Annotated in this window: 10 protein-coding genes and 1 tRNA gene; 2 read left to right on the top strand and 9 right to left on the bottom strand. The window is 38.7% G+C overall.

Annotated features, from left to right (window positions below):
• Positions 1 to 57: 57 nt before the first annotated feature.
• From IX83_RS08675 to ribD, 4 genes are read right to left on the bottom strand one after another with little or no spacing between them, the layout of a single operon-like run.
• On the bottom strand, positions 58 to 789 hold the full coding sequence (locus tag IX83_RS08675) for an SGNH hydrolase domain-containing protein (RefSeq protein ID WP_051919509.1): 732 nt from the start codon (positions 787 to 789) through the stop codon (positions 58 to 60).
• Positions 779 to 1,975, bottom strand: coding sequence for an acyltransferase family protein (locus IX83_RS08680; RefSeq protein ID WP_051919512.1), 1,197 nt, complete (start codon positions 1,973 to 1,975; stop codon positions 779 to 781). Before IX83_RS08680 ends, IX83_RS08675 begins: the two co-directional genes overlap by 11 nt.
• 6 nt (positions 1,976 to 1,981) lie before the next feature.
• Positions 1,982 to 2,599, bottom strand: a complete 618-nt coding sequence (locus IX83_RS07020; protein WP_038500726.1) for a riboflavin synthase — start codon at positions 2,597 to 2,599, stop codon at positions 1,982 to 1,984.
• A 2-nt stretch (positions 2,600 to 2,601) separates the two neighbouring features.
• Positions 2,602 to 3,750 (bottom strand): bifunctional diaminohydroxyphosphoribosylaminopyrimidine deaminase/5-amino-6-(5-phosphoribosylamino)uracil reductase RibD, encoded by a 1,149-nt coding sequence (ribD, locus tag IX83_RS07025; protein WP_236620607.1) that lies wholly within the window; start codon positions 3,748 to 3,750, stop codon positions 2,602 to 2,604.
• 180 nt (positions 3,751 to 3,930) lie between these two features.
• Between ribD and IX83_RS07030 the strand changes: the two genes are divergently transcribed.
• The gene (locus tag IX83_RS07030; protein ID WP_038500732.1) at positions 3,931 to 4,701 is read left to right on the top strand and encodes a TadE family protein; all 771 of its coding nucleotides are present in this window, start codon (positions 3,931 to 3,933) and stop codon (positions 4,699 to 4,701) included.
• 39 nt (positions 4,702 to 4,740) lie between these two features.
• Here IX83_RS07030 and ftsB read toward each other — a convergent pair whose 3' ends face one another.
• The 4 genes from ftsB to IX83_RS07050 are packed head-to-tail and all read right to left on the bottom strand — an operon-like array spanning position 4,741 to position 8,941.
• Positions 4,741 to 5,112 (bottom strand): cell division protein FtsB, encoded by a 372-nt coding sequence (ftsB, locus tag IX83_RS07035; RefSeq protein WP_038500735.1) that lies wholly within the window; start codon positions 5,110 to 5,112, stop codon positions 4,741 to 4,743.
• Positions 5,113 to 5,118: 6 nt separating this feature from the next.
• Positions 5,119 to 6,417, bottom strand: coding sequence for a phosphopyruvate hydratase (eno, locus tag IX83_RS07040; RefSeq protein ID WP_038500737.1), 1,299 nt, complete (start codon positions 6,415 to 6,417; stop codon positions 5,119 to 5,121).
• An 11-nt stretch (positions 6,418 to 6,428) separates the two neighbouring features.
• Positions 6,429 to 7,289 carry a 3-deoxy-8-phosphooctulonate synthase gene (gene kdsA, locus IX83_RS07045; protein ID WP_143244770.1) on the bottom strand — a complete coding sequence of 287 codons (861 nt, stop codon included), beginning with the start codon at positions 7,287 to 7,289 and terminating at the stop codon, positions 6,429 to 6,431.
• Positions 7,290 to 7,294: 5 nt separating this feature from the next.
• Positions 7,295 to 8,941 (bottom strand): CTP synthase, encoded by a 1,647-nt coding sequence (locus tag IX83_RS07050; protein WP_038500740.1) that lies wholly within the window; start codon positions 8,939 to 8,941, stop codon positions 7,295 to 7,297.
• A 312-nt stretch (positions 8,942 to 9,253) separates the two neighbouring features.
• On the opposite strand from IX83_RS07050, the gene IX83_RS07055 reads away from it, so the two are divergent.
• Positions 9,254 to 9,331 (top strand) — tRNA-Arg (locus IX83_RS07055).
• A 215-nt stretch (positions 9,332 to 9,546) separates the two neighbouring features.
• Here the strand turns inward: IX83_RS07055 and IX83_RS07060 are convergent.
• On the bottom strand, positions 9,547 to 11,715 hold the full coding sequence (locus tag IX83_RS07060; protein ID WP_038500743.1) for a malate synthase G: 2,169 nt from the start codon (positions 11,713 to 11,715) through the stop codon (positions 9,547 to 9,549).
• Positions 11,716 to 11,744: the final 29 nt, after the last annotated feature.

Raw genomic sequence — 11,744 nt, forward strand, 5'->3', positions numbered from 1 at the left:
CGGAAATTTTGTAAAAGATGAATTTAAGTTAGTCGCAATCTGCTACCGTTCCTATAGTTATTTAACAGATTGATCAGGTGCCAGATCCCCTTGCAATCGTTTCACCACACTTTCAGGTAGCAATCTTCTTTCTTTCTCGAAGTTAACCGCCGTTAAATAAGCGGCAAACGGAGTAATATGATCACGATCAGAATACGTAAATTCGCCATTTACCAATACATCAGGCGTATAAGGAGTGATATCCACCCAATAGACATTAGGTAAAGAAATAATCGTATTTTTAATTTTTTCATTACTTTCTTTTGAGAACTCAAATTTATGTATTGGTTTACCTCCCGGAATATATTTTTCTAATCCAAAATATGATAGTTGTCGATATTTTTTAGGATGATAACTAACTGTATATACATCTGAGAAAACATAAACGATCTTATCCTTAGATAGGTATTTAACGAATTCATAGAATTGTTGATAAAAATCAGGATGAATATATCGGTCTCGATTATTTCGGTCAAATACGGGATAATCGGCCGAATACAAATCATAGTAGTAGCTTAAAATCACTACTTTATATTTTTTTATTGCTTCAAGATTATTTAAACAAACTGGATTATTAATAATCTCACCTTGAGCAGAAATAGGAAACTTACATTCCTCATCATCGGAATTCAAATTCAAGAGTTTTACATTCCAACCTTCTTTTGAACCCACATAATTAAAGAAATAAGTCAAGTGTCCTGCATGAGAATCTCCTATTAACAGAACGTCTTTAGGATATTCATTTTTCACCCACAAATCCGTATGGGTGGGGGGGGGGTATTTCAAATTGTGCTTTAAGCTTGTTAAGCGTATAGGTATAACCCAATAATAAAACACTAGGCAAAAAGTAAAATAATAAAAGTGTCTTCTTAAATGAGAATTTCGTGTAGCGACATTTTTGCTCAATAAAGATATAACTAAATATTGACAACAACACAGTCAATACAGAAATTACCAATAGTTGTATGGGTGTAAATGGATCTTGGGTACCTATCACATATTTAAAAAAGGTAATAATTGGCCAGTGCCATAAATATAAAGAATACGACAATAAACCAATTTTTACTAAAACAGAAAAAGACAATAATTTTTTAATCCAAATTGAGAAAGGTGCAAAATATATCAATCCTGCGGTCATGAAACACGGTAATAATAAAGCCATACCAGGAACATATTTCATGTCTTCACGATACCAATAAAAACAAAGAAATAAACCACATAAACATATACCTGATATGAGATCCGCTAAAAATGATTGTTTATTTCCTGTCTTAATTTCTGACACAATTAAAGATAATGCTGAACCGATAAGCAATTCAAAAAATCTCAACTGCGGTAGATAATAAATATTGGAAAATTTAGTATAAAAAGAACGCGGAATAAAGCTTAACAAGACGCTAATAAGAATGAATGCTGTAAAGATTAACAACAAGGTTTTCGTTTTCTTACTAAACCATTTGTAAATGCAGAAAAACAAAAAAGGAAAAATAAAATAAAATTGTTCTTCAACCGCTAATGACCAGATATGAATCAAAGAATTCTCTTCTGTAATCGGATCAAAATAACCATGCCTTAATTTAGCAAAAAATATATTTGCTAGGAAAATAACTGAAAACTCGGCCTCTTGTTTTAAAAGACCAAAGTCAGAACGTCTAAATAAAAACGTAGCAACTAGAAAAACACACCAAATAACAAAAATAAAATTTGGATAAATACGTTTTAATCTTCGGTTATAAAAATCCTTAAAAGAAAAATTTCCCTCTACCAAACTATTTCTAATAATTTTGGTAATCAAATATCCTGAGATAACAAAAAATATATCAACGCCAAGAAACCCACCTGGCAGATAAGATGCATTAAGGTGAAAAATAATCACCGACAACACCGCGATGGCTCTTAATCCATCAATATCCGAGCGATAATTAATACTACTCATGCATCATTACCTTTTACATTCAACATAACGCACGACATATCGTGCCAACATATCAATTTCTACATTAACCGCATCGCCCACTTGATTGTATTGCAATGTCGTATGGGCAATGGTATGAGGAATGATGTTAATCGATACATCACTGCCTGAAGCATCATCTTTTACTCGATTAATCGTCAAACTAATCCCATTAATCGTGATAGAACCTTTGTAAGCCACAAATGGACTCAAACTTGCAGGCACCGAGACACACAACTCATAAGATTCAGAAATTTTTTCAAGCTTAGTAATCTTTCCTATCGCATCCACATGACCTGAAACAATATGCCCATCCAGCGTCTCGCCTACTTTCATTGCCGTTTCAAGATTAACCTTTTTACCCACCGTATTGAGGCCAACTGTTTTCGTTAAGCTTTCTTTTGATACGTGAATTTTAAATGTATCGGACGTTTTTTCCACCACGGTCATGCAAGCCCCTTGCACGGCAATCGAATCACCGATATGCACCGATTCCAAAGGTAAGGTGGGTGCAAAAATCACCACTTCCACTCCCGATTGTTCGGTACCGCCTAATTCTTTAACGGATCGAACTTCCCCAATGTAACGAATAATACCTGTAAACATATTTACATCCCTAACAAATTACTATTAAATATAGAACGCCAATGCACCTTATGTCTTAATCTCAATCGAATATCATTGTCTAAGCACTGAGATCCTACAAATTCCCATGGTTGTACTTGCTCTAGATCGCTTAATACTGGCAAGGTGAACACATCTTTTGATTCATGCCCTAGAATCTTTGGTGCTTGATACCAAATCATTTCATCTAATAATTCATTTTGGTACAAAGCCCCATTGACCGTGCTTCCCGCTTCAACGTGTATTTCATTAATATCTTTTTCTGCCAAAACACTCATTAACACTGATAAATTTAACATTCCCTCTTGAGTCAACGGTACGGCAATCAAGCAAACACCTTTATCTCTTAAAACACGAGCTGACTCTGTTTTTAACGCTTCTTCTGAACACACCCATATCAGTTTTTCAGGTTCTACTGTCAATATGTGTGCATTTAAGGGGCAGCGTAAATGTGTATCTAATACTATGCGATACGGTTGTCTAACAGTCGGCACCTCTCTTACATTTAAAGTAGGATCATCGGCCAATATCGTTCCAATACCTGTCAAAACCGCACAGCTCCTAGCTCTCCAATGATGACCATCTTTTCTAGATGCTGGCGAAGTAATCCATTTTGATTGTCCGTTGGCCAAAGAAATTTTGCCATCCAATGAGCTCGCTATTTTGCTTCGTACCCAAGGACGTTGTGTCAGCATCCGCCACATAAAACCGACATTTAACTCCACACATTGTTCGATCAAATCGCGATCTGATAATAGCGTTACCTCGATCCCTGCTTGGCGTAATAAATGCACTCCCTTACCAGCCACTTTCGGATTCGGATCTAAGGTACCTATCACCACACGCGCTATTTTCGCTTCTATCAAAGCATTAGCACAAGGCGGTGTACGCCCAAAATGACTGCAAGGTTCTAAAGTTACATAAGCTGTCGCCCCTGATAAATCTATTCCTTTTTGTTTAGCCAGATAAATCGCTTGTGCTTCAGCATGTCGTTGTCCCGCGACTTGTGTACCTGCCCGTGCCAAAATCTCATCATTCTTAACTAACACACAACCTACTCGAGGATTAGGTGAAGTGAGATATATCGAGGATCTTGCCTCATCCAAAGCAAGCTGCATGTATTCTAAATTCAAAGGTGTCATCCTTATTAAACAAAATATTGAAACTATTTTAAACCATAAGATTTAGGGAAAATCCTAATAGTTACTTTCTGAACGTTTAAGTATGCTTATATTACGTTCTTTAAACTACGAAAATATACAACCGCATTTGCACGAATTTACATTTTTTTCGATTTAAACGAAACTAATCATATGTTACGTTTTAAATCAGAATCAGGCTCCGCATTAAGCGAATTTATTATTTGTATCCTACCTGTACTACTGCTAATGAGTGCATGTTTTGAATTAAGTCGATGGTATATCCATCGTCAGGTACTCTATCATGCTTTACATGAAGCAGCTCGTGCGGGGGCAGCCCATCACGCCGATTCCTCTGTAATAGATACTACGTTTTTACAGACGGTGAGTTTATTGTATCCAAATGAACAGAAGCAGGTAAATTTTTATAAAGAATACCCACTCGATATTCGTGTATTATCGCCCACGAAAAAGGATTTTGAAAAATATAAAATTCGCCATCCCTCGGGACAGACTTTGATTAGAAACACCTTTCTTTTAGAACAATCTAAAAAGAAACCTGGCATTTATCAAGCCAACACACTTATTCTTGAATTAAACCACCCTTATATACCTTTGTTTCCGTGGTTTAACACCTTATTAAGATGGCAAGATGACTTTTTTCAAATCAAATTAACACACTACCACGCCATGCAAAGTCACGTTTTATCCGCAGGGGCGGGACAAGCGATAAAAACACCTTTATCAAAACGACCTCGTCAACCAATGATAAGTGATAAGCACCCATCTTATGACGATTCTAGTGATGACGTTCGAAATATTAAAGAATCTGCACCTGACAAAGAAGCGTATCTTTACAAATTATTATCGTTATCGGGAGAAGAAAATCGTTCTATCCTACCGTATGATCAGGGACTTTGTGGGGTGAATGTTTGTTGTGAATAGCTTTACTTCGTACTGCCTTAGGAGCAAGGGGATTGGCTCCTAGGGCAGTTTTTTTATGTGTGATGAATCTGCGTGTTTCTCTTGATCAGGAGAGAGGGAGAATTTAAAGTTTTTATTTGGATTATTATGATTTAAATTACTTTCATCCGTAAATTGCACCAGAAATTCATCAGACGAAATCATCCCTAACTCACTTCTAGCACGTTCTTCTAATGCTTGGACTCCTGATTGCAAATCTTCAATTTCCGCTTTCATCGCATTATTTCTAGCGATTAATGATTGACGTTTTTCTTCCTCATTCTTGAGTTCTTCTTTAAGTTGCGTGAGCTTTTGGTACCCATTATCTCCTATCCATAAGGGATACTGGATCGCCAAACAAGAAAAAATCAAAATAAGGAAGATTAAACGCATATTCGCTTACCTACGTTTCTTTTGCAAGTTATAGAAAGCTTTCTTGCCGGGGTATTCCTGAACCTCTGCCAATTCTTCTTCAATACGTAATAACTGATTGTATTTAGACATACGATCAGAGCGTGATAAAGAACCCGTCTTAATTTGCATCGCATTTGTTGCTACGGCAATATCAGCGATTGTATTGTCTTCTGTCTCACCAGAACGATGTGAAATCACTGCAGTATAACCAGCACGTTTTGCCATTTCAATGGCTGCAAAAGTTTCTGTCAACGTACCAATTTGATTAATCTTAATAAGAATAGCGTTGGCCACGCCTTCTGCAATACCTTCTTCTAAAATTTTCGTATTGGTAACAAACAAATCATCACCCACCAACTGTACTTTATCACCTAAACGATCTGTCAAGATTTTCCAACCTTCCCAGTCATTTTCAGCCATACCGTCCTCAATCGAAATGATAGGATATTTGTCACACCAAGTGGCTAACAAATCAGCAAACTCTTGAGAACTTAGTGTTAGGTTACCTTCTCCTGCCAAGTGATATTTTCCATCACGGTAGAATTCAGAACTAGCACAATCCAACGCCAAGGCAATTTGTTCACCTGCTTCATACCCCGCTTTATCAATCGCTTGAAGAATCAGCTCAATCGCCATTTCATGACTGGCCACATTAGGTGCAAAACCGCCTTCATCGCCGACAGCCGTGGACATACCTTGTTCATGAATAATGGATTTTAGTGCATGAAACACTTCTGCACCCATTCTTAACGCTTCTCTAAAACTTGAAGCACCGATGGGCATAATCATAAACTCTTGGATATCTAAAGAATTATTGGCATGAGCACCGCCATTGATCACATTCATCATCGGAACGGGCATAGACACTTGACCACTGCCACCGAAATAACGATAAAGTGACAAACCAGATTCTTCAGCCGCCGCACGAGCCACTGCCATCGATACCGCTAGTATGGCATTGGCACCTAAACGACTTTTATTTTCTGTTCCGTCTAATTCAATCAATGTACGATCAATAAAACTTTGTTCAGATGCATCAAGGTTAATCAAGGCTTCAGCAATCTCCGTATTGATATTTTCAACTGCCGTTAATACGCCTTTACCATTGTAACGAGAAGGATCTTTATCTCTTAATTCAATCGCTTCACGTGTCCCCGTCGATGCACCAGAAGGCACAGAGGCTCTACCCATCGCACCTGACTCTAACAATACATCGCACTCAACTGTTGGATTACCGCGTGAATCAAGAATCTCACGTCCAATAATATCAATAATCGCTGTCATATCCTTCCTCTTTAGTACTTGGTATTCAAACAAGTTTCTTTGACCAATGTATCAATCGCTTTCAAAGAAACTAATAATTGTTCCATTTCATTTAAAGGCACTGCATTAGGACCATCCGACAATGCTTTACTAGGGTCTGGATGGGTTTCCATAAAAATACCTGCCACGCCAACTGCCACCGCTGCACGAGCTAATACGGGGACAAACTCTCTTTGACCACCTGAAGATGTACCTTGACCACCTGGTAGTTGTACAGAATGTGTTGCATCAAATACGACGGGACAGTTAGTCTCACGCATAATCGCTAATGAACGCATATCGGATACCAAGTTATTGTATCCAAATGAGGCACCACGTTCACACACCAAAATATTCTTACCATCAAAACCTGCTTCAATCGAAGCATCTTTGGCTTTTTGAGCCACTTGCAACATATCATGAGGTGCTAAAAATTGACCTTTTTTGATATTGACAGGTTTACCTGTCGCGGCACAAGCACGAATAAAATCTGTCTGACGGCATAAGAAAGCGGGCGTTTGTAGTACATCGACAACCTGAGCCACCATATCCACTTGCTCTTTTTCATGTACATCTGTCAATACTGGCAATTCCAACTCACGACGCACATCAGACAAAATACGCAAGCCCTCATCTATTCCTAAGCCTCGGAAAGACTTACCAGAACTGCGATTAGCCTTATCAAAAGAACTTTTAAAAATAAACGGAATACCGAGTTTCGTGGTTATCTCTTTCAAGGTTTCAGCCGTACGCATAGTCATATCACGTGACTCAATCACACATGGCCCTGCAATCAGGAATAAAGGGTGATGCAAGCCTGCTTCAAAATGGCATAAAGAAATGGTATCTTGCATAAGTTTTACACCTTATTTTTTTCTTGGTGGGCCAAAGCCGCTTTGATATAACTAATAAACAAAGGATGCTCTGCTCGAGGCGTTGAAGTAAATTCAGGATGGAACTGCACCCCCACAAACCACGGATGAGAAGGAATCTCCATAATTTCAGGTAAGTCTTCTGTTGGTGTTCTCGCACTAATCACCAAACCTGCTTTTTCCAACTCAGGCACATAAGCATTGTTCACTTCATAACGATGACGGTGACGCTCTGTTACCGTTTCACCATAAATCTCAAATGCTTTCGTACCAGGTTTCACAGGGCAAGTCTGTGCACCTTTACGCATCGTACCGCCCAAATCTGAATCTTGAGAACGTTTCATCACCTGACCATCGCGATCTTTCCACTCAGTGATCAAGCCCACTACTGGTTCAGGAGTTTTGGGATCAAACTCCGTACTATTGGCTTTTGTTAAACCTGCGACATGACGCGCATATTCAATCACTGCCAACTGCATACCTAAGCAAATACCCAAATAAGGAATATGATGTTCACGAGCATACTGGATCGCTTTGATCTTACCTTCCACACCACGATTACCAAAACCACCTGGCACTAAAATTGCGTCATATTTTGATAAACTATCCGCTCCTTTTGTTTCCAGTTCCTCTGAATCGATGAAGTCAATCTTCACTTTAGATTCTGTATAAATGCCTGCATGAACCAAGGCTTCAATCAATGATTTATATGATTCAGTTAAATCAACATATTTGCCCACCATCGCCACGTGAACTACGTGCTTAGGATGTTCTAAAGAATACACCAACTTATCCCACACCGATAAATCCGCGGGTTTAGGATCTAAGCCTAAGGCATCACAAACAATACTATCCAAACCTTGACGATGTAACATGGCAGGAATCTTATAAATCGAATTCGCATCCACCACTGAAATAACTGAATCCAACGGAATATTAGCAAACAAAGAAATTTTTGCTCGCTCATCTTCAGGAATTTCGCGGTCGGCACGACATAACAAAGCGTTCGGAACAATACCAATCTCACGTAACTTTTGTACTGAATGCTGTGTTGGCTTGGTTTTTAACTCACCTGCAGAAGGAATAAAAGGCACAAGCGTAAGATGAATAAAGGCAGCACTTTGACGACCCAAACGTAAACTCATCTGACGAGCTGCTTCTAAAAATGGCAACGATTCAATATCACCCACTGTACCACCAATCTCTACAATAGCCACATCCGCTTTCCCGTCATAGGCTTGTTTTGCACCACGTTCAATAAACGCTTGAATCTCATTCGTGACGTGCGGAATCACCTGAACCGTTTTGCCTAAATATTCGCCCTTACGTTCTTTACGAATCACCGACTCATAAATCTGCCCTGTCGTAAAGTTATTGAATTTGTGCATTTTGGCTGAAACAAAACGCTCATAATGACCTAAATCCAAATCCGTTTCAGCGCCATCTTCTGTCACAAACACTTCGCCATGCTGAAATGGACTCATGGTGCCAGGATCGACGTTAATATAAGGGTCTAATTTCAACATCGTCACTTTCAATCCACGTGACTCTAAAATAGCGGCTAAAGAAGCGGCGGCGATTCCTTTACCCAATGAAGAAACTACGCCGCCGGTTACAAATACATACTTTGTCATATCAATCTACTAAAAGATGAAGTTTTGAATGGTTTATTGTAACTTATCACAATCTTAAATACAGTAGAAACCCCTCAGTATTTACGAAAAACTGTACGCATGACCACTTGTTTGAAAAGTGATCGATTCCATCACATATTTTCTAAGAATGTAACTTTTTAACAACACAATTTAAGACTACAAGCTTTTAAACAAACAATTTTTTATTAATATTTATCAATAAATTAATAAAAATAGCATAGAACAACCGTACTTTTTTATAAAAAAGAGATTGATCTTTTCTGTCAAATCATACATAATACTAACTTCGTAGCGCCCGTAGCTCAGCTGGATCAGAGCACTTGATTACGATTCAAGGGGTCGTGGGTTCGAATCCTGCCGGGCGCGCCAAAACATCAAAGCCTTGTTATCATAACAAGGCTTTTTTCATTTCTCCGCTTACCCGCACCATTTTTTAACTCATCTCTTATACCCTTTTTAACACCATTGCAAACTACACAGCTATCTATATCATAACTTTCGTTGAAGTCAATAAACATTTATTTGCACAAAAAAAGACCCACTTATCCAATAAGTGAGCCTAATTGTCATATCTATTCGATTCATTAATCGCCTTGATACCCTTTCAATTTTAAACGTGCCGCATGCAAAATAGGTTCCGTATAACCTGAAGGTTGGGCATCACCTTTGAATATCAAGTCTGCCGCAGCTTGGAAAGCAATACTATTATCATAATCCGCAGACATAGGGCGATAACCTGCTTCTCCTGCATTTTGCTCGTCAACTACTTTTGCCATGCGTTTTAGTACATCCCAAACTTGAGATTCTGTGACCACACCATGTTTTAACCAGTTTGCCACATGTTGGCTTGAGATACGTAACGTCGCACGATCTTCCATTAGACCAACATTATTAATATCAGGCACTTTTGAGCAACCAATACCCAAATCGACCCAACGCACGACATAACCTAGAATTCCTTGGCAATTATTTTCTAGTTCACGTGTTTTTTCCTCTTGCGTCCAATTCACATGATCAGATAATGGAATCGTTAATAAATCATCTAGGCTGGTGACTGCCTGGTTCAATAAGCTTTCTTGACGATCTAATACTGAACACTGATGATAATGAATAGCATGAATAGTAGCACCTGATGGCGATGGCACCCAAGCACAACTTGCACCTGCTTCAGGGTGTTCAATCTTGCTGCGGTACATATCTGCTAGCTCATCAGGTTTTGGCCACATACCCTTACCAATTTGTGCCTTACCCCGTAACCCAGATTTTAGACCTATCTGGACATTACGATCTTCATAAGCTTTGAACCAAATCTGCTGCTTAATATCACCTTTTTTCACAAAAGCACCCGCATACATACTGGTATGAATTTCATCACCCGTACGATCCATAAAGCCCGTATTAATGAATATCGTACGTTCTTTTGCCTTTTCGATACAATTTTTCAAATTCACAGAAGTACGACGTTCTTCGTCCATGATACCTACTTTAATGGTATTGGCAGGTAGCCCAAGTATTTTTTCTACTTCACTAAATACTTCTACTGCAAACGCGACCTCAGCCGATCCATGCATTTTAGGTTTGACGATATACATAGAGCCTGCACGAGAGTTACGTAGGGTATTTTCTTTACGCAAATCCACCAAACTTAATAATGGTGTAATCAAGCTATCCATTAAGCCCTCAAACACCTCTTCACCATGATACTTAACCGCAGGGTTTGTCATCAAATGCCCTACATTTCTTAACAGCATCACTGAACGACCATGTAATGTTTGTGTATTTCCTGATAAATCAATATATTGGCGATCCGCATTTAAACGTCGCTGGATCACTTTATCGCCTTTATGAACCTCTTCAACCAAATCACCTTTCATCAGACCCAGCCAATTACGGTAACCCTCAACCTTTTCTTGAGCATCGACAGCAGCAACCGAATCTTCTAAATCTTGAATCGTGGTAACAGCCGCTTCAAGCGTAATATCTTTCACACCTGCTTTATCCGTCTGACCAATAGGATGTTGACGATCAATTTCAATCAATACATGCAGACCATTATTTTTCAGTACAACTTGTGTAAGTGCATTGGGCGTACCGTTGTAACCAACCAACTGTGCCGTATTTTTCAAAGTACCTGCCCCTTCCGCAATTAGCTTACCCTCACTCACCGTATATTGCGTCACATTCTGATGAGAACCTTCTGTTAATGGAAAAATCTCATCTAAAAAGTGTTTGGCAAATTCAATGACCTTTGCTCCACGAACAGGGTTATATCCTTTTCCTTTTTCTGCACCATCTGTTTCAGGAATGACATCAAATCCATAAAGTGCATCATATAAAGATCCCCAACGTGCATTGGCTGCATTCAGGCTATAACGTGCATTACGTACAGGGACAACTAACTGTGGACCCGCAATTGTTGCAATTTCTTCATCAACACATTGTGTATCAATCTGAAAGTCTGCCACTTCTGGTTCGATATACCCCAGTTCTGTTAAAAACTTTTTATAAGCGACCTTATCATAATCATCCAGATCTGCTTGATGTTCTTTATGCCAAGCATCAATCTGAGCTTGAATTTCTTCGCGCTTTGCCAATAAATCTTTATTACGTTGTGTAAACTGATCAAGCAATGCTTCAAAACCTTGCCAAAAATGTTGGCTATCAATCTTTGCTACAGGTAAGGCTTCTTGCTCAATAAAGTCATATAACACTTTGTCAACTGCCAAAGCCCCTTTTTGAATTCGTGTTGTCATGATTCTCTCCTTTAAGATACAAAAAGCGG

Source organism: Basilea psittacipulmonis DSM 24701 (genome assembly GCF_000743945.1).
Taxonomy (GTDB): domain Bacteria; phylum Pseudomonadota; class Gammaproteobacteria; order Burkholderiales; family Burkholderiaceae_B; genus Basilea; species Basilea psittacipulmonis.

Bases quoted from the DNA above. Each gene is read 5' to 3' on its own strand.
- IX83_RS08680 (WP_051919512.1), bottom strand. From the start codon at position 1,975: ATGAGTAGTATTAATTATCGCTCGGATATTGATGGATTAAGAGCCATC.
- IX83_RS07060 (WP_038500743.1), bottom strand. From the start codon at position 11,715: ATGACAACACGAATTCAAAAAGGGGCTTTGGCAGTTGACAAAGTGTTA.
- IX83_RS07050 (WP_038500740.1), bottom strand. From the start codon at position 8,941: ATGACAAAGTATGTATTTGTAACCGGCGGCGTAGTTTCTTCATTGGGT.
- IX83_RS07030 (WP_038500732.1), top strand. From the start codon at position 3,931: ATGTTACGTTTTAAATCAGAATCAGGCTCCGCATTAAGCGAATTTATT.
- kdsA (WP_143244770.1), bottom strand. From the start codon at position 7,289: ATGCAAGATACCATTTCTTTATGCCATTTTGAAGCAGGCTTGCATCAC.
- ftsB (WP_038500735.1), bottom strand. From the start codon at position 5,112: ATGCGTTTAATCTTCCTTATTTTGATTTTTTCTTGTTTGGCGATCCAG.
- eno (WP_038500737.1), bottom strand. From the start codon at position 6,417: ATGACAGCGATTATTGATATTATTGGACGTGAGATTCTTGATTCACGC.
- IX83_RS07020 (WP_038500726.1), bottom strand. From the start codon at position 2,599: ATGTTTACAGGTATTATTCGTTACATTGGGGAAGTTCGATCCGTTAAA.